This window comes from Moorena sp. SIO1G6, assembly GCF_010672795.1.
GTDB classification, from domain to species: domain Bacteria; phylum Cyanobacteriota; class Cyanobacteriia; order Cyanobacteriales; family Coleofasciculaceae; genus Moorena; species Moorena producens.
Genome location: NZ_JAAHFZ010000022.1, coordinates 76,640 through 101,122, shown reverse-complemented (window position 1 = coordinate 101,122; position 24,483 = coordinate 76,640). Strand labels below are relative to the sequence as shown.

22 protein-coding genes are annotated in these 24,483 nt (G+C 43.5%); 9 read left to right on the top strand and 13 right to left on the bottom strand.

Translation table 11 applies throughout. The annotated features are described in order from the left end of the window. Positions 1-25 precede the first annotated feature (25 nt). Together F6K63_RS21050 and F6K63_RS21045 are read right to left on the bottom strand one after the other, a co-directional pair. Positions 26-1,102 carry a glycosyltransferase family 4 protein gene (locus F6K63_RS21050; RefSeq protein WP_008185623.1) on the bottom strand — a complete coding sequence of 359 codons (1,077 nt, stop codon included), beginning with the start codon at positions 1,100-1,102 and terminating at the stop codon, positions 26-28. Between the two features lie 598 nt (positions 1,103-1,700). Next, on the bottom strand, positions 1,701-2,390 hold the full coding sequence (locus F6K63_RS21045) for a Crp/Fnr family transcriptional regulator (protein WP_008185625.1): 690 nt from the start codon (positions 2,388-2,390) through the stop codon (positions 1,701-1,703). A gap of 599 nt (positions 2,391-2,989) precedes the next feature. Between F6K63_RS21045 and F6K63_RS21040 the strand changes: the two genes are divergently transcribed. Then, positions 2,990-3,331 carry a hypothetical protein gene (locus F6K63_RS21040; protein ID WP_287313051.1) on the top strand — a complete coding sequence of 114 codons (342 nt, stop codon included), beginning with the start codon at positions 2,990-2,992 and terminating at the stop codon, positions 3,329-3,331. A 379-nt stretch (positions 3,332-3,710) separates the two neighbouring features. Here the strand turns inward: F6K63_RS21040 and F6K63_RS21035 are convergent, their stop codons facing one another. Beyond that, entirely contained in the window at positions 3,711-4,022 is a 312-nt protein-coding gene (locus F6K63_RS21035) for a hypothetical protein (RefSeq protein ID WP_044493570.1), read from the bottom strand. Between the two features lie 277 nt (positions 4,023-4,299). Here F6K63_RS21035 and surE point away from each other — a divergent pair, with 277 nt between their 5' ends. From surE to F6K63_RS21020, 3 genes are all read left to right on the top strand, one after another. Then, the gene (surE, locus tag F6K63_RS21030; protein ID WP_287249935.1) at positions 4,300-4,983 is read left to right on the top strand and encodes a 5'/3'-nucleotidase SurE; all 684 of its coding nucleotides are present in this window, start codon (positions 4,300-4,302) and stop codon (positions 4,981-4,983) included. Positions 4,984-5,085: 102 nt separating this feature from the next. Further along, a complete protein-coding gene (locus F6K63_RS21025; RefSeq protein ID WP_165691854.1) occupies positions 5,086-5,247 on the top strand; it encodes a hypothetical protein in 162 nt (53 codons plus the stop codon). Positions 5,248-5,369: 122 nt separating this feature from the next. Further along, a complete protein-coding gene (locus F6K63_RS21020) occupies positions 5,370-6,308 on the top strand; it encodes an NAD-dependent epimerase/dehydratase family protein (RefSeq protein WP_008185637.1) in 939 nt (312 codons plus the stop codon). Here F6K63_RS21020 and pgsA read toward each other — a convergent pair. The 3 genes from pgsA to F6K63_RS21005 form a co-directional block, all read right to left on the bottom strand. Continuing rightward, the gene (gene pgsA, locus F6K63_RS21015) at positions 6,254-6,805 is read right to left on the bottom strand and encodes a CDP-diacylglycerol--glycerol-3-phosphate 3-phosphatidyltransferase (protein WP_287313054.1); all 552 of its coding nucleotides are present in this window, start codon (positions 6,803-6,805) and stop codon (positions 6,254-6,256) included. The two genes, F6K63_RS21020 and pgsA, sit on opposite strands and share 55 nt — an antisense overlap. 216 nt (positions 6,806-7,021) lie before the next feature. Then, positions 7,022-7,999, bottom strand: a complete 978-nt coding sequence (locus F6K63_RS21010) for a glycoside hydrolase family protein (RefSeq protein WP_287313050.1) — start codon at positions 7,997-7,999, stop codon at positions 7,022-7,024. A 794-nt stretch (positions 8,000-8,793) separates the two neighbouring features. Next, on the bottom strand, positions 8,794-8,973 hold the full coding sequence (locus F6K63_RS21005) for a hypothetical protein (RefSeq protein WP_287295544.1): 180 nt from the start codon (positions 8,971-8,973) through the stop codon (positions 8,794-8,796). Positions 8,974-9,453: 480 nt separating this feature from the next. Between F6K63_RS21005 and F6K63_RS21000 the strand changes: the two genes are divergently transcribed. Next, positions 9,454-10,623: a glycoside hydrolase family protein gene (locus F6K63_RS21000; protein ID WP_287313049.1), complete on the top strand. Its 1,170-nt coding sequence runs from the start codon at positions 9,454-9,456 to the stop codon at positions 10,621-10,623. 269 nt (positions 10,624-10,892) lie between these two features. Here F6K63_RS21000 and F6K63_RS20995 read toward each other — a convergent pair whose 3' ends face one another. Together F6K63_RS20995 and F6K63_RS20990 are read right to left on the bottom strand one after the other, a co-directional pair. After that, positions 10,893-12,233, bottom strand: coding sequence for a serpin family protein (locus F6K63_RS20995; RefSeq protein ID WP_287313048.1), 1,341 nt, complete (start codon positions 12,231-12,233; stop codon positions 10,893-10,895). 868 nt (positions 12,234-13,101) lie between these two features. After that, the gene (locus F6K63_RS20990) at positions 13,102-13,701 is read right to left on the bottom strand and encodes a rhomboid family intramembrane serine protease (RefSeq protein ID WP_008185649.1); all 600 of its coding nucleotides are present in this window, start codon (positions 13,699-13,701) and stop codon (positions 13,102-13,104) included. A 251-nt stretch (positions 13,702-13,952) separates the two neighbouring features. Between F6K63_RS20990 and F6K63_RS20985 the strand changes: the two genes are divergently transcribed. Continuing rightward, complete coding sequence (locus tag F6K63_RS20985; protein WP_287313047.1) at positions 13,953-14,570, top strand: class I SAM-dependent methyltransferase; 618 nt, start codon at positions 13,953-13,955, stop codon at positions 14,568-14,570. Between the two features lie 212 nt (positions 14,571-14,782). Here the strand turns inward: F6K63_RS20985 and F6K63_RS20980 are convergent, their stop codons facing one another. The 4 genes from F6K63_RS20980 to F6K63_RS20965 form a co-directional block, all read right to left on the bottom strand. Next, positions 14,783-15,646: an SWIM zinc finger family protein gene (locus F6K63_RS20980; protein WP_008185658.1), complete on the bottom strand. Its 864-nt coding sequence runs from the start codon at positions 15,644-15,646 to the stop codon at positions 14,783-14,785. A gap of 198 nt (positions 15,647-15,844) precedes the next feature. Continuing rightward, entirely contained in the window at positions 15,845-16,288 is a 444-nt protein-coding gene (locus tag F6K63_RS20975; RefSeq protein WP_287313053.1) for a LysM peptidoglycan-binding domain-containing protein, read from the bottom strand. 39 nt (positions 16,289-16,327) lie between these two features. After that, positions 16,328-16,801 (bottom strand): RNA-guided endonuclease InsQ/TnpB family protein, encoded by a 474-nt coding sequence (locus tag F6K63_RS20970; protein WP_229414553.1) that lies wholly within the window; start codon positions 16,799-16,801, stop codon positions 16,328-16,330. Continuing rightward, the gene (locus F6K63_RS20965) at positions 16,767-17,627 is read right to left on the bottom strand and encodes an RNA-guided endonuclease InsQ/TnpB family protein (protein ID WP_044493640.1); all 861 of its coding nucleotides are present in this window, start codon (positions 17,625-17,627) and stop codon (positions 16,767-16,769) included. Before F6K63_RS20965 ends, F6K63_RS20970 begins: the two co-directional genes overlap by 35 nt. 750 nt (positions 17,628-18,377) lie before the next feature. On the opposite strand from F6K63_RS20965, the gene F6K63_RS20960 reads away from it, so the two are divergent. Beyond that, positions 18,378-20,564, top strand: coding sequence for an NHLP family bacteriocin export ABC transporter peptidase/permease/ATPase subunit (locus tag F6K63_RS20960; RefSeq protein WP_287313046.1), 2,187 nt, complete (start codon positions 18,378-18,380; stop codon positions 20,562-20,564). Between the two features lie 228 nt (positions 20,565-20,792). Here F6K63_RS20960 and F6K63_RS20955 read toward each other — a convergent pair whose 3' ends face one another. Further along, entirely contained in the window at positions 20,793-20,960 is a 168-nt protein-coding gene (locus F6K63_RS20955) for a hypothetical protein (RefSeq protein WP_008185669.1), read from the bottom strand. Positions 20,961-21,710: 750 nt separating this feature from the next. Between F6K63_RS20955 and F6K63_RS20950 the strand changes: the two genes are divergently transcribed. Continuing rightward, positions 21,711-21,875 carry a hypothetical protein gene (locus F6K63_RS20950; RefSeq protein ID WP_287266242.1) on the top strand — a complete coding sequence of 55 codons (165 nt, stop codon included), beginning with the start codon at positions 21,711-21,713 and terminating at the stop codon, positions 21,873-21,875. Between the two features lie 450 nt (positions 21,876-22,325). Continuing rightward, positions 22,326-24,455 (top strand): NHLP bacteriocin export ABC transporter permease/ATPase subunit, encoded by a 2,130-nt coding sequence (locus tag F6K63_RS20945; protein WP_287266239.1) that lies wholly within the window; start codon positions 22,326-22,328, stop codon positions 24,453-24,455. Positions 24,456-24,483: the final 28 nt, after the last annotated feature.

The following is a 24,483-nucleotide window of genomic DNA, read 5'->3' as shown; positions in this document are numbered from 1 at the left end:
AAAGCGTTAAGCAATATCAAAACGATTAGACTGCACTGACAGGGGCTGAGGTTGTGCCATTAGCTGACATATGCTGTTCGATCACTTTCTGAAAAGCCGCTTCATAGCCATCAACCATCTTGGGAACGCTGAAAGTCTCTTCCACATACTTACGGCACTCTTCCCGAGACAGTTTAAGAGCCTCTGGAATGGCAGCGTTTATATCCTCAACATTGGCACAGATTATGCCAGTTCTCTTGTCGGCCACCACTTCCGGTACAGAGCCAAAGTTCGTGGCAATCACTGGAGTCCCAACACACATTGACTCAATCATCACCAAACCAAAAGGTTCGGGCCAGGTAATCGGAAAGACGGTCAGGCTGGCTTTGGATAATAATTCCACCTTCTCTTCGTGGCTGACTTCACCCAAGTATTGAATTTGTTTACCGTCGATTTCCGGAGCAATTTCTTGTTCGAAGAATTCCCGGTCAACTACATCAACCTTGCCCGCCATTTTCAAGTTCCAGCCAGTTTCACGGGCAATTCTGATCGCATGATGAGGTCCTTTCTCCTTTGACAAACGACCCAAAAACCCTAAGTAGGGGGGGTCATCGGCTGGTTTTGGATTGAACGGATAATCCTCTATTTTAACACCATTGTAAACGGTGGCAACGTAATTCATCTCTGGTCCGGATGACCGCTGATGATTACTGATGCTAATATGGGGTATGTGGCTGTATCGCGCATAAGCCTTGCTAATATCATGGCCGAAGCGACCATGCATGGTATGAACCACAGGGGTCTTGTACATGTCAATCACCGGAAAGGTAATCATCCCTGTGTGAAAGTGAATTAGGTCAAACTCATCAGCCACCTCGCCAATCTGAGCCAGTTGCAGTAGTTCGTAAACTATTGGTGCCTCTACGGAGGGGTCAAGGCGCAAAGCCTGAGGAGCCACAGACTTTAGTTTAGCCTTAGTGATGGAATCTCCAGACGCAAATAGGGTGACATCGTGACCGCGACGAACTAATTCATCAGTGAGTTGGCTCACAACTAGTTCGATCCCACCATAGCCTGGTGGGGGAACTCTCTCCCATAAGGGGGAAACTTGAGCTATCCGCATATCTATAGTCCTCCAAAAATCTTCTAAATTGGCTTGATTGAGAGCTAGTAAAACTTAAGACGGTGCTCTGATCACAAATAAAAACCGATTCTGCTATCTTACAGAAAGTTTTTAGCTTTTGGGAAGAAGCTAGACCTAATCTATCTACATTCCCCGGGAGTAAGTCAGCACCCTACAGGTGTAGGCAGGTTAATTAATTTAAGTTTTATTTAACTTTATGAAGAAATATTAGCTTATGATAAGTAATCTATCAAGCCCGATGTTGGTAAATTCAGCCAAATCTCCTAAACCTAAGAGGCTAACAACCCACTTGAAAAGTAGACAGGGTGTCGAGTGTAGGGTGACAAGCCTGTAGGGTGAACCAGTGTGGGTCAAGCCGGTATGGGGTGTAGGAAGAGGATTTAGTGAGTCAGGGTAATGGCGATTAGCCGTTCGGGGGGTGGCGTCAGCCCCATCGCAAAATCCTCAAAATTCGTCATTTTTTAGCACTACACAATGTAGTGAGTATTGAGTAGTGAGGAATGTGGGTTTTACGAACTTTAGTCCCACAGCCCACGCCTCCCTTGTGGCGCAGGTAGTACCTAGAGCTAATCTTGCCTCATGAGCTACCTCGTCTGACAAGCTGAGTTAGCTGCTTGATATTCATCAAGCGCATAGTCTGCTGCTCCGGGTCAGCCTTAATCCAGCCCTTACTCTCCAGCTTTTTCATAATTTTGGTAGTATCCTCTACACTGATATCTGTGATGTCAGCTAAGTCTTGATAGCAAATGTTATAGATTTCTGTGCCTTTTTCAGTGATTTCACCGTAATTTTCTGCCAAACCAACTAGAGTATTGACTAAATTAACCGCTGGAGGCTGATACCGATTTTGTAACCGGACATTGCTCTGACGTAACCGCCGCACCATCAGTTGTAACATGCGATGGTGCAACTGGGGATCTTTAAACAGAGTTTGAATAAAGCGTTGCGCAGAAATGGTCAGTAGTCGCACGTTCGACATGGCAACGATATCGGTGGAGCGGGGAGATTCATCAAGAATTGCCATTTCACCAAAAAAGTCACCCCGACCCAAAATTGCCAGTGTGACATCGTTTTCACCGCGTAAGTGTCGCACTTTAACCCAGCCGGAGACAATAAAGTAAACAGCATTACCCCAAGCATCTTCCATGATGATAGCTCGGTCGGTTGGGTACTCATGCTCCACCGCAATGGATTCAAACCATTCTAAGGTTTTTGGGCTAGCTGTATTAAATAGTGGGAAAAGGTCACTATAAGCTTTAGTCTGCATTAGGGTTCTTTAAGCTGAGATTGAAAGTAATGATACACACGCTTTGACGATCTGGAACTGCTTGGAAACTTCCTAGCGTAGCAGTGATGGTGGTTAACCACATTCTATTAAACCAACTCTATTAAACTAACAGGTAAAGGTGAATACTGATGATACTATCAGCTATGGACTGTTGAGTGTTATCGTTCACCAGTTACGTATATAATTTAATTCAACCCTCCCCCACTAAGCTGTCGCCCATTTAAATTTAATAGTTTAGTGGCTGAACCCCTTTGTTGGTAACGAGTGATTTTTCAAATTACATGGGAACTTAAATCTTTGATTGTAGTAGGAGAGTCTTTTTTTTCTAGAGTATGAACCTATGCACTACCAGCAGGTAGTTAGAGCATCCCGAACGTAAAACCCTCTATCAGTTAATTCTGCGACCCAAACAAGTTTACTACCTTTAACCCTAGCTATTCCCATTGTTTTAACCCCAGGTTCAATTTGAAAGTGCATCTATAATAGCAGCAGCCCATCTCAGACCATAATGAAATAGCCCTGTAATAACGGTTACTTTTTTTTAAATATTCATGTTTTGACGTATTTTTTGCCGTTTCATGAATCCTTTTTTAAGCGATGCAGCGCGGTCTTGGGGAGCCAGTGCGGTCTTGGGGGTTCCCCCCGGAGACGAAACCTTAGACAGGCTCGCCTTTATGGTTGGTAGGTTATGCAAAAAAGGGTTAAAACTTGAGGCGCGACCCCGTAATTTAATTCTTCAAGCGGAAAGCGCGCCTCCATTGATTAAGGCGAGCCTGTCTTACGGTAACTATCGCCAAAGGCGACGCTTGGCCGTAGGCCACGCCAAAGGCGAACGCGAACAAACCATGAGCAACTGGCGTGGTTTCCCCCATGAGCGACTGCATCAAGACAAGGATATTAACCCGTTAATTCACATTTAAAATAAAGAGCAGTTTTTATTTAAAAGTCACTAAAATAACCAAAGGGTTTAGGAAGGTACTGTATTTTAAAATCCTGAATAAGCGGATTTTTTTAAACTTGTGGATCAGAATCTAAATTACAAACATCAGTTTTCAGGGATTTAATAGTCAATTATTTCTGAGTTTTTGTTTCCCTAATGGTATCGACCTTACCATTACTATTTCAGTAGATCCGATACACACTGAGAGTGTTAAGATATAAGGAAAAAAAATTAATTGTGTATTGGCTTACCCTTCCTAACTATGCATAGAGTAGCAGAGTAATTACCTCGACCACTTCTTGTTAAAGAAGCTGACGGCCAACAAATTCACACGGACTTTAACTACCGTCCACTAACCTCTATTGAAACACAGTTTCCCTGGTCCGAATCTGACTCTGGTGAGCCTGAGCAATTCTCTGTTTCCTAATTTGGGCAATGGCTTTGACTAGTCTAAAAGGATTAATACCGTGTTCGTTAGCATAGCGTAAGATATCTTGCAGCTCTTCTTCGGTAAAATTAACAGTTGGCTGAGAGTGGGTAGATGGCTGATTTTTGCTATTTTGAGTCATAATCCTGGTGTGCCAATAGGTTGAAGGTTGTAGATGTATCCCTGACTTGCCATAACAGTTGCTTGAAAGATTTTGAACTGAGGTTGTCAGATGGCTGCTCATGGGCAGCTATACCCATTGAGCGGTCAGCTTAAGGGCTACTTTCCTGGGTAAACAGCTATTAGCTCGTTAGCTGTACGGAGATCAGAGCTTAAGTTCAATAGCTAAACCAAAAGCTAAGTTTATACCCAAAGTAAGTATAAGCGTGCAAATGCTCAAGCAATTTGAGATGATTGACTTTAAGTTTGTAATACGGTTTCGATATTCCTTGATAGTTTGGCTTGGATTAGATCGTTTCCCATACTCAGCTGTTAATGACTAACCACTAACGACTAAACTAATGACTATAATCCTAACGAACGATGATGGGATAGATGCTCCCGGAATTAAAGCACTAGAGCAAGCGGTCAACGGTAACGGTAATTTTGTAATTATCGCTCCGGTGGAGCATCATTCAGGCTGTGGCCATCAGGTGACTACATATAAACCGATTCACGTCCAACGTCGGTCAGACTATGAGTATGCAGTCTCTAGTACCCCAGCGGATTGTACTCGCCTTGCAATATCACATATTATACCAGAGGTAAAGTGGGTTCTGTCAGGTATTAATGCTGGCGGTAACTTGGGGGTTGATGTTTACATTTCTGGTACAGTGGCGGCGGTTAGGGAAGCGGCGATACAGGGAATACCAGGTATTGCGATTTCCCAATGGATTAAAAAACCTTGGGTGATTAATTGGGAGGTGGCCAGTCGTTTGACAGCTAGGGTGTTGGCGGATTTGTTGAATCGTCCGATTTCTGCTGGTACTTACTGGAATGTGAATTTACCTCACTTGGAACCGGGTTCACCTGAGCCAGAGGTGGTATTTTGTGAACCGAGTACTCAACCGTTACCGACAAAGTATCGTGTGGACGGGGATCACTACTATTATGAGGGGGAGTATAACAAACGCGATCGCGCTCCTGGTACTGATGTGGATGTGTGTTTTTCGGGTAATATTGCTGTGACTCAGTTGCGACTTTAAGGCATCAGGACTTACCCAAAACTGGGCACCAAACGCCCTTAGGTAGTAGGGTGCCCCTACTAGTAGAGTAACTCTCCAAGTCCTGGCAATGCTATTGGTGGTTTGGTTTGGAACCACCAAGGCACAAAGGTAAGCATTCAGTGGTCAGTGGTCAGTGGTCAGTGGTCAGCCGTCAGCGGTCAGTGGTCAGCCGTCAGCCGTCAGCCGTCAGCTTATTTTATTCAAAAGCTGTTCGGTGTAGCTTGGCCAATGGCTGATAGCTGATAGCTGATAGCTGATAGCTGATAGCTGATAGCTGATAGCTGATAGCTGAATACTTACGCACAAAGTACGCGAAGAGGGAATTAATCCATAGCGTGAATCAAAGTTTTTAGTAATTAGTTACCATGCGAATTTTAATCATGGGTGGTACCCGGTTTGTTGGGGTTTATTTAACCAAGGTTTTGGTGGAGATGGGCCATGAGGTGGTGCTGTTCAATCGGGGGAATAAGCCAGCGCCACTGCCAGGAGTCCAACAGATTCATGGCGATCGCAAGGATCCCAATCAGCTCAAGGAAATGTTATCGTCTCAAGAGTTTGATGGAATTTTCGATAATAATGCTCGGGAGTTGAGTGATACTCAACCGTTAGTGGAAATTTTTAAAGACCGGGTGCAGCATTTTGTGTATATGAGTTCCGCTGGGGTGTATTTGAAGTCGGAGCAGTTACCCCATCTCGAAGGAGATCCAGTTGATCCCAATTCTCGCCACAAGGGTAAACATCATACTGAGGCTTACCTACAAGAACTTGGGGTGCCATTTACGGCGATTCGTCCAACTTATATCTATGGTCCCCAAAATTATAATGATGTTGAAGCTTGGTTTTTTGACCGGATTGTTCGCGATCGCACCATTCCCATCCCTGGTAATGGCATGCACATTACTCAGTTAGGTCATTGTCAGGACTTGGCGAGGGCAATGGCGGCAGTATTGGGGAATCCGGAAGCGATTGGGAAAATTTACAATGTGTCCGGGGAACGCTATGTCACCTTTGATGGTTTAGCACGAACCTGTGCTATGGCCTGTGGTAAGTCGGCTTCAGAGGTCAAGCTCGTGCATTATGACCCCAAGCAGTTTGATTTTGGTAAGCGCAAGGCTTTCCCATTTCGATTACAGCACTTTTTTGCTGATATCCATAAGGCTAAGACGGAACTTAACTGGCAACCGGAGTATGATTTGCTTTCGGGACTGAAGGATTCCTTTGAGAATGATTATCTGGCTTCAGGTCGGGATCAAGCTGACGTGGATTTTGCCGTTGATGACCAGATATTAGCGGGTAACAGGTAAACTAAACCAGAGATTAAGGTTAGGACGACCGATAGCCAGAAAAGGACAAGGGATGGGATGATCCAGGTGTCGGGAGTTGGAGCAATTAAAAGTGCGATCGCACTAATTTGGCTGACGGTTTTGAGTTTACCCCAGATATTGGCTCCCTGTATGCTAGCGCTACCGGATAACTTGGGGTTAACTCGCCAACCTGCGATCGCTAACTCCCGTGCCAAAATCAAACAGACTCCCCAAGCGGGTACCTGACCTAGCTCAATTAATGCTAGTAGGGGCGCTAGTACCAAAAATTTATCCACTAACGGGTCAAGGAATTTGCCTAAATCAGTAATTTGGTTCAGTTTACGAGCTAGATAACCATCTAACCAATCCGTTCCAGCAGCAAGGAGAAAGATCCCGAAACTGATCCAGCGGCTTTGGTCAGTTGGGTGATTCAGGAAGTATAGGATAAAGGGCAACCCCAGTAAGCGGGAAAAGGTAATCCAGTTAGGCAGACTCATTCTGGTAATCGGTAATCGGTAATCGGTAATTGGTAATTGGTTACTGACCATATTAATTTTAGGGGCACACGCTGTGCCCCCTTAAGCATTTCGTCTATGGAAGTGAGAACCGACAGAGGAGAGGGAATAAATTTAGTATGTACCTCATCAAACTGAGAACCGCTATAATTCCTCTTCCTCGTTTCCGATTGCCTATTACTGAATTCCCGAAGACATCTAATCAACCATTGCTGGTTCAAGCACGATCAAATTGCCCTGGTCATCAACTGTGATCGGCACAGGTTCGCTGATATCCCCGAGAAAGCTCTCGTCTAGAGCGAAATTACGCCATGACATAAAGTACCAGATCTGATCAGGACCTTGTACCAGTTTCCCGGAATAGAGCCGCTTCACTGAATCAACCCAGAGTGCCATTGGCGCAGAAAATGGTCCTAAAGGATGATCAGCAACCATGTAAAAGGTCCCCGTGAGGTTACTATCAACAAATTCTCCTGGGGGGATTGAGAAGAGCAGATAGTAGCGCCCCTGGATAAGAACCACTTGCGGACATTCCATAGTCCCGAACGTCATAGGCTCAGTTAATGGTGGCAATACTTGCCAATCAATCAGGTTTTGTGAAGTGGCATGAGCAATCACGCCCCGACTTTCGGCAGGACCATAGTTAACGCGACCAGTAATTAAGGCATGAAATTCCCCTGTTTCTGGATCCTGAAACACCCAAGGATCGCGCCAGGCTTCATCGAACCAAAGGTTTTTCTCAGGGTGCTGGAGATCATACTTCTCGTAGTAGCGACTATCAGCCTCGATCACCGGGTTTTTCGGATGTTTTTCCCAGTGGATTAAATCTTTGGAGGTCGCAAGGCTGATGCGTTGGATTTTTCCTTGCTCTTTGCGCTCAGTGCTGGTGTATAGGAGATACCACAGACCATCATGACGAATTACGGAGCCAGTCCAATTAGTGTACTCATCCACGTCACCATAAGCTTCAGGCTTCATAGCATCTGGTAGAATCTGCCAGTGCCGTAAATCCTGAGAAACAGCGTGACCAAATGAAACATGCCAATGTCGGTCTTCTGGATCCGGTAAATCCTTAGAAGCTTGCAAGTAAAATAAGTGATAGTCGGAAATATCTTGAGCTAGCCAGAAGTCCCAGATCCATTTATCTGGGATTTGTAAACTGTGATTAGGAAGCATGAGTTACCTGCTTTTGTGTAAGAGTATTCGTTAGTGAATAACTGTGACTAACTCCCTAGAACAGTTAGCCTCTTTACTAAGGCGTCAACTAGAGAGTAGAAAGTAATAATTCGGTAGTAGGGTAAGGTAAGGAATTTTACTTACCGCTTAATTAGAGCCTATCTAACTAATTGTTGTGTAATTTATAGAAGCAACGCCTAATGATTAAACACTAGTCTATGTATCCAAGCCAATTTTTTTTCCTGAATACATTAAACTAGTGATGAATTACGTACTGAGAGGATTTAAAACTATATCTATACTTTGGACGGGCATAAAGTTTGAGTTTGATTTAGCTATCAGCAAATACGCTCACTGTTGACCGCTCAAAGCATAGTAAAGCATAGTGTCTTAATTGATAAATTACCCTCTAATCAGATAATCAGAGAGTTACTACGTAATTCCTAATATTGATTCAGAATAGGTTAAGGCTATACCATTTAAGCGAGGTCTGTACTCGCTTTTTTACCTATCACTACCAAACTTATTCCAAGATAACAAATAGTGTTGGGGAAATGTCATTGGTAAAATTGCTTATTAATTGGCATCACAATCAAATCTTTAACTTGTGAAGACATAGACAAAGATTTAACTAAGGTGAGATTACTAGGATGTAAGCATTTAGCTATCAGCTATCAGCTCTCAGCTCTCAGCTCTCAGCTTTTTAATAAAACGGGTAAGCATTGCTTTAATTTCTGTTACGTTAGCTGACCGCTGACCACTGACCACTGACCACTGACCGCTGAATGCTTACACTAGGACTTACGCAGTTGAAAGGAAAACCCGAAGCCAAACTCGAAGCCAAACCCTAATTTAGGAGCCCAAGGCTTGCGCCCTCTAGATAGGATCTCGGCGTTGCTTAATAATGGAATGATTTTAAGAGTTTTCTGGAATGGGCATGTTTGTGGAATGGGCATCTTGCGTGGAACTGGCATCAAGCCAGTTTCATGCTTATTTTCGAGCGGGCAGGATGCCCACATATTTTCGAGCGGGCAGGATGCCCACTCTACTCCTATTCATTCCTAAATTCAGCAACGCCAGGATCTCAGCCTATATAGCACTACGCATTCAGATTTTTGACATTCCTAAACTCCGAAACCTAGTCCTAGCTTACTTTTGACTTCTGACGCAAGCACCTTGCTGACTTGCGCGTAGCGCTATACTTCGATGCTAAACTTGCATGAGCAACCCTACCGATTAGGCCATCAAACGTGTAACCTTAATGTCTTACTAAGTAATACATATCATCAAGGAGAATTGGCGATCGCCAATTCTTGGTCAAATATAAGTATAAATACTTATATTGTCCTCCATATCCCTGGAATTTGATGGATCCTCTTGTCAAACAAATAATACATTGATTAAATAAAATAATATTCCCTTAACAAAACTAAAAATATCTTAAGCAGAAGCTGATGATACAACAACTCGATCAGGGCAGGAGCGAAGCTGCGACCTTAGAGCAACTGTTCAACCATGATATCAGCATCCAGACAACGCCTCATCAACCTGCTCCAAGTCAAGCAGCTCTCTCAAAATATCTCCTGCTTTACCTTCAAGGAGGAAAGGATTTAGAGGGAGTGCCTTGGCAGAGAGGGGAAATGGGTGGGGCTATTCTTGATGAAGATTTGTCTGTAATTAAAGACTTAGATGCTGTCTTTCAGCCAGACCGGGACGACTACTGGCGAAGCTCTCGCCTTCTAGCAGGAAGCTTACGGTTGGTAAACGAAAATTCCCTGTATTTCTTTTACGGTGGATCTCCAGACCGTCCTAATTTGCTTCATGAGTATATTGGCTTCTGTAAGGGAATAATTAGGGATAATCACGAGATTGATTGGCAAGCTCCCCAACTGATCGAATTTCTTGATTGGGAGAAATACTACGATTACTCCGACCATCCATTGATGCCAGACCAACGTCACCGCCAGTTGCGCGATCCTTTCCCGATATTTCACGAAGGCAAGTATTGGATGTTTTTATCTGCTGCTGCCAAAACAAATTCCCAACCCAAGAAAGGCTGTATTGGTCTAGCAGTAGCAGATCAACTCGAAGGACCCTATACACTCTTGCCACCAGCCCTGTTTCCTCATTTCATGACCGATGAAGGTGAGCAAGGTCTTTTTTACGAGTGTGAGCGAAGCCAAGTTTACTATAAAGGAGGAATGTGGCACATGTTCTTCTCTGTGATGAAGCAACATGTGAATCCCCGTTGGCTTGAGCAACTTGGTGACGACGCTGCCTCCATTACTGACTCCAGTCTGTACCATTTTGTCTCGCCACAAATCAACGGTCCCTATCAGCCAGCAGGGGTGGTACCGGTTGTGAAAGGATCTTCCGAGTCTAACTTGTATGCGATCAACTTTGAGCGCAATAACCAAGAAGACTTCATTGCCTATGGGTTAAATTTAGAAATGCAGGAACTCGATGTTTCTGGTCAGTGGAAAGTGTTGTGGGACAACGATTATCCAGAAATTAAGAAAGTAAGTCCTTCTGGTCAGCAGAGTGTTGCTGATCCCTCGTCACTATTATATGGACGTGAGGGATACTGTATTTGGGATGCAATTCTATTCAAGCTACCTGCCTAAGGTTAACGAGGTTACCAGGTTAAAGGTTATCTTCTGAACCTTTAACGTAAGCATATGCGCTACGCGCACGCTACGGGAACAGCAGTCAGCGGTCAGCGGTCAGCGGTCAGCTTATTTTATTCAAAAGCACCGATTGCGCTACGCTGTTCGCTGATAGCTGAATGCTTACCCTTTAACCAAACAACCTTTAACTTTCAACCTTTAACTTTCAACCTTTAACTTTCAACCTTTAACCAAACAACATTCAAACTAAGCCAATAGCTAATAGCTTACGGTTCCACAATCGAACCCATGAACAAAATTGCGCCAGTTTTATTGTCCCGAACAGTACAGAAAAAAGGACGATTAACCACTATATTAAATGGTTGATCTATGCTAATCGAAGTCGAAACAATACCGATAGAAGTAGCAGCGGCTGCTTCAGTGCCTTCTTCATTCACTTCTACAAAGGTTTTGTGCTTGACTTGACTAATGGCTGCTGATTCAGAGGTCAGATTAGAAAAATCAGCGTTATCGGTAAACGCCACATCCATCCCCAAAGCTTTTAAGGAATCGTTGAGTTTAATATCGTATTCAAATTTAAAGCGGGGTAGCCGAATTGACCCATCTCGCGACTTAAACTCTTTCATCCATTGTAGCCAGTTTTCCGCTGTGAGTTGTTGTTTAAATTCTGCCAAGCTGCTACCTTCACGGGGTAAGAAAACATACAAACTCAGCCGTTCTTTACCGTAGGGAATACTTACAGCTTGAAAGGCATCATTTTCATAGTACTTATACTTCCCATACTGATACATCATCGGGTGTTGCTTTTGGGTTAAACCGGAGATATAAAAAGGTTGATTAGAGGTTTGATTCTTATCGAATTCTCTTGTCCAGCTACCTTTGAAATAGATGGCATTGATTAAGAAAAGTAAGTCATCCCCTTGAGTGCGATCGACAATCGTTTTGATTTTGCCGTTTGTGTTGTTTTTGACCCAACGGTTAATTTTTGTGGCAGCCTTGGCACTACTAAAATCAAGTTCTGTGACCTCTGCGTCGTAGAATTCCTGGTTGTTTTTAAGAAATTTGGGCTTGATGTCAATGCCTTGGTTAGCCCACAGGGAGTTGGCAATAGACAGCTCGACATCAGGGTCAGCATTTTCCAAGCTAGCTTTTAAAGCGTTATTCCCCTGGTTGAGTTGATCTAGACTCAATCCCTCTAATTCTAAGACTTTTGCCATAGCCTCTTGAGTCTCACCGCTGGCACCGTTGTAAGCCATGTCTAGGGCAATGGCGATGCTGGTAGGAGAGACAAAAACATTCTTGTTAGTGTCCTGCTTGAGAATTTCTGAGAATAGCTTGAAGCCAAATTTCGTATTAGCGTCTACAAGATTGGTATCTACGTCTAGATTTGGTTGCTGGTTAGCTGAAATTGATTCTTTCGTTGGTTCGGAGTTAGGCAGAGGGTCAAGGGCATTGGTTTTTTCCGACACACACCCCAATATACCTGTAAGCAGGATGCTGACTGCCATAACAGTGGCTATACGACTAAGGATTTGATGGTTCATCTGATCGTCTCCGTTGCTAATACCCTGTTCTAATATGACCATTACAGGAGAATTCGGTTCCATTAGTTACGGTTTTTGCTACGGGTAAGTGGGTAATCCGTAATGGGGAATAACGATATAATCGTGGTGTTTAACAGTAAAAATAACAGTATAAATAACCTGATTTCCAGATAACCAACGTTATCCAGCAGTCATGATTTCATAAGTTGTGAAGGTTTTAAGGGCTCCACACTTCTGGACTTTTCGGTATTTTTTTTGTCCCTCACATACCTCTAGTCTTTCAACTTGGCTTTTCTGTTATCCATAACCAGAAAGCGCTCCACAAAAGGCTAGTTGTATCATAGGTAATTATAGTCAAATTTAGGCAACTATTACCATAACTTACGGATCTTTCAGATTTTTTGCCCTTGACAGCCACAATTTTTATGCTATGATGGAATAATTGGAATAAAAAGTATACTCCTGTTTCTGCTGAGCAACAACCTCAATCACACACAAAACCATACATTAAGCAAACCAGATCAGCAACATCGCATATCTATTATGAAGTTGACTAATAACACACCCTGCCTCCACTAGTATCAGGCTAGTGGAGTTTTTTGGTTGAGATCACCTGATGCTCAGATTGACTAGATCGACCAAAACAAGCAAGTTTATAAAACTTTATATGAAATCACACCAAAAATTGACGTTAAGTAAACACCAAATCATACATGATTGGCCAATAATATTAATTGAGAACACAAAGAGAAAAGCACACCCCGCTAGTCTGGCCGCTAGCGGGGATTTTTTTTACCGGAACTACGGCCAGGAGCCAGACCACTTGACCAGTAAGGCTCAAAACTGGGTAAATTCATCAGGTTGTAAGCATTCAGCTAATGGGCTACGCGCATATGCTTACATCAGGTCTAACCTTTAGCCCCATGTTTGCTTAGAGAAACAGATTCCGAAACGTGTCCAAATAGCTGGCTGCAAGCATACCTGCCAGGAAGCCAAATAAATGTCCTTGCCAGGAGATCCCTGTTTCACCAGGAAATAAACCTCTGAGTGTAAAACCATAGAGACCACCGATAGCGCTAGAACCTATGACTAACAGGGGCTTACCTTCTAAATACCCCTGTGCGATCAGAAAAGCTACATACCCAAAAACTACACCGCTCGCGCCATAAGAGACAGTGTTAGGTGAACCAAGTAGCCATTCAGCCAAACCACCAATCAAGACTATCGCCAAGGTCACGACCCAGAAATCATCGGTTCCTCGTAACAATACCCAACAGCCAAGGAGCGCAAACGGAATAGTGTTTCCGATCAAGTGTTTCCAGTCTTTGTGCAAGAAGGGTGAAAACAAAATACCAACTAGCCCAAGCCAGGTGCGGGGTTGGATACCAAACTTTTCGTTCAGTGCTCCCCCGCATAAGACTAAATTGACAAAACTTACAATCCAGGCGTAAAGAACCAAATCACCCACCGCCTGGAAGTTGTCACCCCAAGCATTTCGGAATTGATTAATCCAATCAAATATACTTGTCATACTTCACCCGGTAGCCTGCACGCTCATATTTATCTTTAATACTATAATTTATATAGCGTTTCTCATAGTAATCAGGTACGTAGGTGCGCTCTTACTTGGCGAATTAAATTCGCCACGGGTCGCACCTCAGGATTTTTTACCTATTCCCTATTCCCTAAAACCCAGTACTTTGTAACTCAACTAATTAAGACTTGCTATATATATAATTGATCATGAGTACCAATTCAAGGTTATCCCAAGGTAATTGGATCATGAGTTTATATTCAGAGTTAATTTTTCCCCGATTTCTGGACTGGGTTATGTCTGACCCGGTCTTAACCAAGTATCGTCAAGAGGTTTTATCTCAGGTGTCTGGGGAAGTATTTGAAATTGGCTTTGGCACAGGATTAAATTTAAAGTATTACCCCAAGCACCTGCAAAAACTTACAACTATTGATGTTAATCCTGGGATGGATTCCGTAGCAAAAAAACGTATTAATCAATCGGAAATTACTGTTGATTTTAGGGTACTGAATGGGGAAAGTTTACCCATGGCTGACCATAGCTTTGATAGTGTAGTGAGCACCTGGACTTTGTGCAGTATTACTAAGGTTAATCAGGCTATAGAGGAAATTTATCGGGTGCTAAAACCAGGGGGAAAGTTCTTTTTTATTGAGCATGGCATGAGTGATGAGTCTAAGGTTCAGGTTTGGCAAAATCGCTTGACCCCTGTACAAAAGATTATTGCGGATGGCTGTCATCTCAATCGTAATATCAAACAGCTGGTTGAAAACCATTTCCAGATTCTGAAGTTAGAAGAGTTTTATGAACCAAAATTTCCTAAGATTATGGGCTATATGTATAAGGGTGTGGCTCAGAAGTCTTGTTAGCATTAAGCGGTCAGCGGTCAGCGGTCAGTGGTCAGCCCTCAGCTGAGGTAACTCAGATTAAACCAATGCTTATCTGTTTTATTCAAAACCTGAACGCTAAAACCTGATAGCTGATAGCTGATAGCTGATAGCTGATAGCTGATAGCTGATAGCTGATAGCTGATAGCTAAAATAGGCACATTAGTTCCAACAGGGAATTAATTATTAGCCTATTAGCTATCTCGATTTAATGCTGAGATTACGGCCTGCTGGCTGACTATCTGATAAATTCCCTTTAAATACTGCATGACACGAGGGTCAGCTCCTCCTAGAGGAATTGTTCCTAAGACATCAAGGACGGTTCCACTATCTGTTGGTGGTGCAATTACCACGAGGGAAGAATCGAGGGGCTGATCGTATTGCCAAAATTGCTGAATATTGACTGAGGTTTCAGGATCGTCGATTGCGGATTCCCCCTCTTCCCTGTTTTGATCAGGGTTTTGATCAGCAGACGTGAGATTTGGAATTGACGATGGCTGCTCTGTGGCCGAAGTTTCTGGTGCTTGACCACTCCGTAATTTACGCAAGGCATCAAGGATTTGTTCTTTGGTGCTTCCCCGCAACTGGAACAAAACAAAGGGGTCTTCGCTGAAGCGATCGCCTAATTCATAGTATACTGCTGCGATATGCTTACAAGGATTTTTGGGATCGGGGCAATTGCATCGGGAACGAACGTCGGAGAGGGTGAAGGGAAATAAACTTAAACCATTGGAAGTAAATACTTCTTCGATATTATGGGGCATTTCTCCTGCTAATAACTGAGCTGAGTAAATTGCTTTACTTGCCAGGGTTTGCACCACATAATTCCAGTCTTCCTCGGTAAAGGGTTCGATGGAAATGGTCAATTCATAGGGCTCCGGAGCAGTTCCTTGAACTTTGGCCACTACTTGTGGTCCTAGGAAGTCAATACTGAGAATGTTGCCTTCTTTGGCATAGATACGTCCCCGTTCCAAACGCTTTTTGAAGCGATAGGAATTTAGTAATTCATTCCAACGTTCTACCCACCATTCTTGGGTTTCGATTTCGTAATTTGTCATTATTGTAAAGGGAATAGGTAATAGGGAACAGGGAGTAGGCAACAAATACTTATATTATCACTATAGCTGTTTATAGTCTAATGAGGTACACAATATTGTTTCCCGATTCCCGATTCCCGATTCCCTGCTCCCTAAAACCTAAAACCTAAAACCTAAAACCTAAAAAAATGTACCTCACTAAATTGAAAACCTCTATAACTAAAACTTTGAGACTGGAACTCGTAACACTAATCCTGGATAGATCTGATCAGGACGGTTAATCTTATGTCGGTTGGCTTCTAATATCCGACGAGAGAATCTACCGTCACCGTAAACTTGTTGGGCGATGCCGAAGAGGGTGTCACCGGGGATGACAGTGTATTGATAGAAACCAAAGTACCGAAGCAGCAAGGCGTTGCCGAAAACAATTGGCACGATTACTTTATTGGTTTCACTGCCGTTTGCTGGTGAGATACTGAAAATTTCAAGGGTACCTTGGGGGGTTGCTGGGACTATTTTCAATGGCAATCCTACCGAGAAGTTAGCGAGGATGCCATTACCGCCAACAGTGAGAAAATTCCGGAATAACTCGGTATCATTATTGTCCCGGACACCGACGTGAATGATGCCTTCAAACCCAGTAGCAATGCCGCAGACACGAATGGGATTTTGACACTCCCCGTCCTAGAAGAACGGGGATTCTTACTTCAACGAGCTGACTTGCTCAACCAGACCGGAATCAGGAAGAGTAGAGGCCAATTCTCCATAAGCGTTCGGATCTATGATCCAGGTTCCTGTGTGCCCCACAGTACCCAAGGCTCTTTTTAGAATATTGATCGCAGCATTATGGTCTCGGTCTAATTCACAACCACACTCACAGACGTGGGTTCTGGTTGATAAAGACTTCTTAACGACCTCGCCACAGTCTGAACAATTTTGGCTGGTATAGGCAGGATTGACTGCTACTGTCTGCCTATTAAACTTTTGGCCAAAATGCTCTAACCATTTTCTAAATTGATACCAACCCGCGTCATTAATAGATTTGGCAAGACAATGATTTTTCACCAGATTTTTAATCCTCAAGTCTTCGTAAGCAACCACATCGTTAGAGTGGATTACGCAACGTGCCGGAGACGAAACCTTAGAAGAGTGCAGCCTTACAACAAAACCTGCCACCTTTGATGCATAGCCTACCAACTATAAAGGCTGCACTCTTCTTGCGGTAACTTCTAACCAGTCTCTTGGCATGTTCTTCACGCTGCCTACTTATTTTGAGGTGTGTCTTACCTAATCTATTTCTGGCTTTTTTACGATTGGATGAGCCTTTCTTTTTGCGAGAAACTCTACGCTGATAAAACTTTAAGCGCTTTTCTCCTTTTCGATAAAACCTAGGGTTTGGCTCTGTGTCTCCTTTTGAGTCTGTATAGAACTCTTTTAGTCCTACATCCAAACCAATGTTGGTATGACTTGGTTCTAAAGACTCTTTGACATCAACCTTTACACAGAACTGAACAGAATAACCATCTGCGCGGCGAACTAACCTAACTCGCTTGATTAGTTTTTGGTCGTAGCGCCACAAGTCCCAAGTCCCCTTGAGTTTGAATTTGCCTATTCCTTTTTTGTCAATAAAGGAGATTGACTTTGTATCAGGGGAAAGCTTCCAGCCAGATGTTTTATATTCAACTGATCTGCAAAACTTTTTGAACTTTGGATAGCCTTTCTTCCCAGGGACTTGTTTTTTACAGTTGCTATAGAACCTAGAAATTGAATTATAAGCCCGTTCCACAGAAGCCTGACATGCATGAGAGTTCAAATCTTTGACAAAAGGAAACTCAGATCTGAGCCACGTATTATGGCGATAAAGGTCTTTTTGTCCTACGCCTTTATTGTCCATCCAATATCGAAGACACTTATTGCGTACAAATTGACCCGTCCTTATCGCATCGTCGATGGCGGCATATTGAGTTTTATTCCCTTTGACTTTGAACTCTAAGACGATCATTTGACGTGGAACAACTTTACGTAAACTGTAGCTCAAAAAAATAAAACTGTCAAGAAAGCCGTCCGTTGTTCGCGCAGCGTGGCCTACGGCCAAGTTACCGTAAGATAGTGGAGCCTTTATGGTCGGCAGGCTATGCGGATGCATGGTTAAAACTTATTGAATAAGGCTCCACAATAAACAGGTTTCTATCCAGCGAAGGACGGGGCTTGAAACCCAAATTTTTTCGTCAACAATGTCGTGGGGTAGGGGCTGACGAACGGAAATGCTAGGTAGACTGTTTCTTGGCTCAGGGGTACTTGTGTAAACCTGTGAGGTTTGGTGGCTAATTTTGCTATTAGTGTTAATTGTCTGAATCATGACTAGCTCCTGTTGGTTAGTTTATCCGGCGAGAAGCCTCATGATTTTAGCGAGGCTTGTTTTGCATTATGGACAATGACATCAAGCTTCAACAGTACCCAATCAGGGTACTTTTTTGTTTGTGAGTAAGCGGTCAGCCGTCAGCCGTCAGCCGTCAGTGGCCAACGGCCTTTAGCTGATAGCACCTCAAGTAGCGTGGCCAACGGCCTTTAGCTGATAGCACCTCAAGTAGCGTGGCCAACGGCCTTTAGCTGATAGCACCTCAAGTAGCGTGGCCAACGGCCTTTAGCTGATAGCTGAATGCTTAACTTATTAGGTACATTAAATTTTATTACCCCTACTCCCTATTCCCTACTCCCTACTCCCTGCTCCCTTAAAATAAAAATGCTATAAATGCGTGTTAGAACTCCTACTATTTTACAAATGGAAGCAGTCGAATGCGGAGCCGCTTCCTTAGCTATTATTCTTGCTTACTATAATCGCATTGTCCCGTTAGCTGAACTCCGGATTGAGTGTGGGGTTTCCCGTGATGGCAGCAAAGCTTCTAATGTGATTCTTGCTGCTAGAGGTTACGGAATGGTTGCAGATGGCTTTAAAGCAGAAGACCTAGAACAACTTCAAGAAGTATCTCCCCCCTACATTGTCTTTTGGAAGTTCAATCACTTCCTGGTGGTGGAAGGATTCAGCAAACATTGGGTATTCCTCAATGACCCCGCTACGGGTCCCCGCAGGGTGTCTTGGGAAGAATTTGATGAGGGGTTTACTGGGATTATCCTAGTAATGGAACCGGGACCGGAGTTTAACAAGGGGGGTCGTAAACCTAGTGTCATCTTAGGGTTGATTGACCGTTTACAAGGTTCAGTTGGGGCAATTTTATACTGTATTTTGGCAGGATTTCTGTTAGTGCTGCCAGGATTAGCTATCCCAGTGTTCAGTCAGGTGTTTGTGGATGAGATTCTGGTAGAAAATCGCACGGAATGGCTGCGTCCCTTGATTTTGGGGATGATTATTACGACGGTGTTTCAAGGGATTCTGACCCTGCTGCGACTGCGCTATTTACGAAAACTGAGGATTAAGCTGGCTGTCGGGATGTCCACTCGTTTCCTATGGCATATTCTGAGATTACCTGTGAGATTTTATGCTCAAAGATATGCCGGGGAAATTAGCAATCGTGCCAGTCTGAATAATAAAGTAGGTCAGGTGCTATCTGGACAATTGGCAACTACGGTGATTGATACGGTGATGATATTGTTCTACGCTGTGGTGATGTTTACCTATGATGGAGTACTGACGTTAATTGGTATCTGTTTTTCCGCCATCAATGGCTTGGCCTTGCAGTGGGTAGCCAGACAGCGGGTGGATGCTAATATGCGCTTAGTCCAAGATTGGGGAAAAGCTGCGGGGGTAAGTATTGCAGCCCTCCAGAGTATGGAAACCTTGAAAGCATCAGCCTTGGAGTCGGATTTCTTTTCCCGCTGGTCTGGTTATTATGCCAAAGCTGCGATCGCTCAGCAAGAGTTGGAAGTCACAAACCAGATGTTGGGGGTTTTGCCCATATTACTTACCTCCTTAACCTCGATGTTGATCTTAGTGGTTGGGGGTTGGCGGGTGATGGATGGAAACCTCAGTATTGGGATGTTGGTGGCGTTTCAAAGTTTAATGATCAGTTTTCAACAACCTGTTAATACTTTGGTAGATTTCGGGAGTACCCTCCAGGAATTAGAAGGGGATTTGAATCGTTTAGATGATGTGTTGGGTAATTCCCTTGATTCGGAAGTGGAGACAAGACAAGTCAAAATTCAAAATTCAAAATTCAAAATTCAAAATGACGTAGACAGTGACATTACTGATTCCCGATTGCAAGGTTATGTAGAGTTGCGGGATGTTACTTTTGGTTACTCCCATGTCGATCCGCCGTTGATTGAGAACTTCAGTCTATCCTTGCAACCAGGACAACGGGTGGCTTTGGTAGGTGCGAGTGGTTCGGGGAAATCTACCCTGGCTAAACTGATCTGTGGACTTTATCAACCTTGGGAAGGGGAGATTCTCTTGGATGGGACTCCTAGAAGGGAAATTCCCCGAGAGGTGTTGGCCAGTTCTTTATCACTAGTGGAACAGGATATCTTTCTGTTTGGCGGGACGGTGCGGGATAATTTGACCTTATGGAATGCGACAGTAACCGATCAGCAATTAGTCCAAGCTTGTCAAGATGCGGTTATCCATGAAGCAGTCATGGCAATTCCGGGGGGATATGACGGGGAATTGCTGGAAGGGGGTGTCAATTTAAGTGGCGGACAGCGACAACGGTTGGAAATTGCCCGGGCATTGGTGAAAAATCCAGCAATTTTGGTGATGGATGAGGCGACTTCTGCGTTGGATGCCCAGACAGAACAAATGATTGTGTCAAATTTGCGATCGCGTCAGTGTAGTTGTATTTTGGTAGCCCACCGCCTGAGTACGATTCGGGATTGTGATCAGATTATTGTGCTGGAAGGGGGTAAGGTAGTGCAGCGGGGAACTCATGAGGAATTGTGGGAGGAAGGGGGAGTGTATGAGCAGTTGATTCGTTCAGAAGGTTGATTGCTTAGGTTACCAATTATTTTTGTTTAACTTAACAGTATGACCTTGATTTTGTTGGTAGTAGTAAATAAGTAGTGATTTTAGCTCCTGTTACCTTGAGCAGACTGTAGCTAAACCACTACATCGTTACCACAGGTGCGACCTGTGGTGAATTTAATTCTTAATCCGGAAAGCGCACCTATACCCTTTTATTTTTTCAGCGTGTTGGACTCAAAGCATTATCCTGTTTTACCAAAAACGATAGGTGTAACTCGTGTTACTCCAGCCCCCCCAACTTAGTCCACCAACTAAGCTATCCAATTCCTGTTCTGAGAGTTTAGAGGGTTGAGGTTTGGAGGGAGTAATTGGCTGAATTGCGGGTTCCTGAGATTGAAAATTGTTTCTTTTTAACTTCATAGTCTGAGCTTGGTTTCGTTTTTTTAATCTGTTGAAATAACGTTCATTAGTTATGTATCATTATCTAATCTTTTAGTCAATATATCTATTTAAAATATTTGGTTATTCAGCACATTTTATCCTAATTTTTTAGCCAGGAATATTGTGCGATAAACTATATATCAATTCTAAGACTTGTGAGGTATAAATATCTAGGTTTTAGGGAGCAGGGAGCAGGGAGCAGGAAGCAGGGAGCAAGGAGCAGGGAGCAGGTAAATCAGAAGAGGCAAGAGCCAATAGTCAAGCAATTCTGTGTACCTCATGAGTCCTAGAAACGCTATAAGGTAAGTAGTCGGACATAAATAAAGATAGCTGTGTTAATTTTAATTAAGATACACAATTGTTGCCCTTGAGAGCGTTGGCGTAGCCTGCGCGTAGCGCAATCGCAGGATTTTATAAAAGTTAATATAGTGCGGTTTACTTTTGTCCGACTACTTATTTGGCAACAGATACAAACCAAAACCCAAAAAACAAACCCCCAAAAAGTGCCACTGGGGCAGCAAGCTACTTGCTTTCCTATGACGAATTAAATTACGGGGTCGCACCTCTGGGTGATGCTTCATGATCTGATCTAGATAGTGAATCCAATCTGTACCATTGTGGCAGTTTCAAAACTGCCCTACTGATCAGTGTAGGAAGTTACTCATAGCTATACACTGATTAGTGTAGGAAGTATGTCAAAGCTGACTTACTAAATCAAAGGTGATTTAAATGGCTAGAATCAAAATAGAAGAACTGACCGAGAAATCAACCAAAGACTCATCAGGAAGGGGTAACACCTTATTGGCCTTGACTGACGACGAGTTAACCAAGGTGTGCGGCGGTTTTATAGCTGGCGGCAATAAACGTCTTGATTCGTTAAATGCAATTGTGTAGTAGTGGTAAAGATGTAGTGGTTTGCTACGGTCTGATCAAGGTAACGGGAGCTAAAATCACTACTTGTGTACCACTACCCACTACATGTTTATCACTACCGACTATGCAGTTCATGTAGGGTGGGCAGTGCACCAGACAGATAATGAAGCTTGCAAACCGCGTTGGTAGGCACTGCCCACCCTACGATTAATCACTCATACCTCGTCAATAATTATCGAAGTTATGACGACTTAAACGGATCAAATCCTGGGCTAGCGGACGCTTTCCTGAAGCCCTCAATTATTACTTCGGGATAATCTTTTTCTTTTACGCAGAGAAAAGATTTTTTGTAAAAAATATTTACATAAGGATTTCGATAATCTGAGGAATAGCATCAGTAATGGCTGATCCTAAGAGTTCATTAACCTCAATTTTGATAAAATTCAGTAGGCTATCATATTTCCCTGTCCCATGACAGAAAAAGCCCTGAGGGAACTCGCCTCAATCCTCAATCCCACCGCCGACATCCCCGAAGGAGAAACCCCGCTGTTAATTGCTGTAGGTGCTATCGGCAAAGCTTTAGGGATAACCATTCGTCCTGCTGCTAAATCAGAAAATGCCAATACCCTAGACGCGATCGCACGGGCTTCCGGTTTCCGCACCCGTCGAGTCACCCTCACTGGTAACTGGTGGAAAACAGATGGTGGTCCCCTGCTGGCTTTTACAAAAGAAGAAAATCAACCCGTCGCTATCCTACCGGTCAAAGCCACCAAGTATGAAATACTTGACCCAGTGGAGTTGACCCGCACCCCCCTCAACCGTCACACTGCCACAACAATTGCTCCGATTGCCTATACCTTTTATCGCCCTTTACCCGATAAACAGATTACAGTCTGGGATATTCTCCAATTTACTATCAGAGGTCGTGCCCCAGACTTGCTGAAAATCCTGGGAGTGGGAGTGGTTGCAACCTTGTTCGGGATGTTGACACCACAAATTACCGGTATTCTAATCGACTATGCTATTCCCGACGCTAAACGCCAATTATTAATCCAAATGGGTTTGGGATTGTTAGCCGCTAGCTTTGGGGTGATGATATTCCAATTGGCTCAAAGTTTTGTAATCCTGAGATGGCAAACCAAAGTCAGTTATGATACTCAAGCCGCCCTTTGGGATAGATTGCTGAAACTCAAACCTGCATTTTTCCGCGACTATTCCACAGGGGATTTACACAATCGGGTTTCCGCTGTTAATCAGATTCGTGACCGACTGAGCGGTAGCATTTTGCGAACCCTATTTACCAGTTTATTTTCGTTGCTAAATCTAGGACTATTGATAGTCTACAGTTTTAATCTAGCATTAGTTGCGATCGCTATTGCTTTAGTAGCAGTAATTCTTACTACTATATCCGGTATGATTACCAGGCGGAAAATGCGTCCCCTCCAGCAGCTTTCGGGAGAAATCTTTGGACTAACAGTGCAGTTAATTGGTGGCATCTCGAAATTACGAGTTGCTGCTGCTGAATCAGAGGCGTTTGCTTGCTGGGCGAAACAATACACTCAGCAGGTAAAACTGATATTAAGTACCCAGTTAGTGGAAGACTTACTAACCGCTTTTAATGTATTGTTACCAGCAGTAAGTTCCATGGTGCTGTTTGGATTTACTGTTGCTTTAATGGCACAGTCGGTAGGGGAAACAGGATTATCTACTGGTACATTTCTGGCATTTAATACTGCCTTCGGTACCTTTATCACCAGCGCCACCCGATTAAGCAACACTCTGATTGATAGTTTAGATATCACTATTTTATGGGAACGCGCCCAACCAATTTTACAGACAAAGCCAGAAGTTGATGCTGATAAGTACCATCCCGGCAGGCTTTCTGGTCAACTTAAATTAGACCAGATTTGCTTTCGTTACCGCCAGGATAGTCCGTTAGTTTTAGATAAAATTACCCTAGACGCGAAAGCCGGAGAATTTATTGCTATTGTCGGTCCCTCGGGAAGTGGTAAATCCACTATCATGCGGTTGCTGTTGGGATTTGAAACCCCAGAAGCCGGAGCAATCTTTTATGATGGCAAAGATTTATCGGGATTAGATATTGCAGCGGTCAGGCGACAGTTAGGGGTAGTGCTACAAAATGGGCGGATTATGAGTGGTTCAATTTGGGAAAACATTGCTGGGGGGGCAATTGTTACCCAAGATAAAGCTCTGGAAGCGTTGCAGATGGCGGGATTAGCTGAGGATATTCAAGCCATGCCCATGGGGATACATACTATTATTTCCGAAGGGGGTGGTAATCTTTCTGGAGGACAGCGACAACGGTTATTTATTGCTCGCGCTTTGGTACACAAACCCCAGATTTTGTTGTTTGATGAAGCGACATCTGCGTTGGATAATCGCACTCAAGCAATTGTTACTAACAGTTTAGAACAATTGGGGGTAACTCGTGTAGTAATTGCCCATCGTTTGAGTACTATTCGTCATGCTGATAGGATTTATGTGTTGCATGGTGGGAAGATAGTACAACAGGGAAGTTTTGAGGAATTGGCAGCAGTTGAGGGGTTGTTTGCTGATTTGATGGCGCGACAAATGGTATGAAAGTTTTATAAAAACAGGATTGACATTT

What these genes read in the sequence shown, in the direction of transcription:
- F6K63_RS21050 (WP_008185623.1), bottom strand. Translation starts at nt 1,102, where the DNA reads ATGCGGATAGCTCAAGTTTCCCCCTTATGGGAGAGAGTTCCCCCACCA.
- F6K63_RS21045 (WP_008185625.1), bottom strand. Translation starts at nt 2,390, where the DNA reads ATGCAGACTAAAGCTTATAGTGACCTTTTCCCACTATTTAATACAGCT.
- F6K63_RS21040 (WP_287313051.1), top strand. Translation starts at nt 2,990, where the DNA reads ATGAATCCTTTTTTAAGCGATGCAGCGCGGTCTTGGGGAGCCAGTGCG.
- F6K63_RS21035 (WP_044493570.1), bottom strand. Translation starts at nt 4,022, where the DNA reads ATGAGCAGCCATCTGACAACCTCAGTTCAAAATCTTTCAAGCAACTGT.
- surE (WP_287249935.1), top strand. Translation starts at nt 4,300, where the DNA reads ATGACTATAATCCTAACGAACGATGATGGGATAGATGCTCCCGGAATT.
- F6K63_RS21020 (WP_008185637.1), top strand. Translation starts at nt 5,370, where the DNA reads ATGCGAATTTTAATCATGGGTGGTACCCGGTTTGTTGGGGTTTATTTA.
- pgsA (WP_287313054.1), bottom strand. Translation starts at nt 6,805, where the DNA reads ATGAGTCTGCCTAACTGGATTACCTTTTCCCGCTTACTGGGGTTGCCC.
- F6K63_RS21010 (WP_287313050.1), bottom strand. Translation starts at nt 7,999, where the DNA reads ATGCTTCCTAATCACAGTTTACAAATCCCAGATAAATGGATCTGGGAC.
- F6K63_RS21005 (WP_287295544.1), bottom strand. Translation starts at nt 8,973, where the DNA reads ATGCCAGTTCCACGCAAGATGCCCATTCCACAAACATGCCCATTCCAG.
- F6K63_RS21000 (WP_287313049.1), top strand. Translation starts at nt 9,454, where the DNA reads ATGATACAACAACTCGATCAGGGCAGGAGCGAAGCTGCGACCTTAGAG.
- F6K63_RS20995 (WP_287313048.1), bottom strand. Translation starts at nt 12,233, where the DNA reads ATGGAACCGAATTCTCCTGTAATGGTCATATTAGAACAGGGTATTAGC.
- F6K63_RS20990 (WP_008185649.1), bottom strand. Translation starts at nt 13,701, where the DNA reads ATGACAAGTATATTTGATTGGATTAATCAATTCCGAAATGCTTGGGGT.
- F6K63_RS20985 (WP_287313047.1), top strand. Translation starts at nt 13,953, where the DNA reads ATGAGTTTATATTCAGAGTTAATTTTTCCCCGATTTCTGGACTGGGTT.
- F6K63_RS20980 (WP_008185658.1), bottom strand. Translation starts at nt 15,646, where the DNA reads ATGACAAATTACGAAATCGAAACCCAAGAATGGTGGGTAGAACGTTGG.
- F6K63_RS20965 (WP_044493640.1), bottom strand. Translation starts at nt 17,627, where the DNA reads ATGATCGTCTTAGAGTTCAAAGTCAAAGGGAATAAAACTCAATATGCC.
- F6K63_RS20960 (WP_287313046.1), top strand. Translation starts at nt 18,378, where the DNA reads ATGCGTGTTAGAACTCCTACTATTTTACAAATGGAAGCAGTCGAATGC.
- F6K63_RS20955 (WP_008185669.1), bottom strand. Translation starts at nt 20,960, where the DNA reads ATGAAGTTAAAAAGAAACAATTTTCAATCTCAGGAACCCGCAATTCAG.
- F6K63_RS20950 (WP_287266242.1), top strand. Translation starts at nt 21,711, where the DNA reads ATGGCTAGAATCAAAATAGAAGAACTGACCGAGAAATCAACCAAAGAC.
- F6K63_RS20945 (WP_287266239.1), top strand. Translation starts at nt 22,326, where the DNA reads ATGACAGAAAAAGCCCTGAGGGAACTCGCCTCAATCCTCAATCCCACC.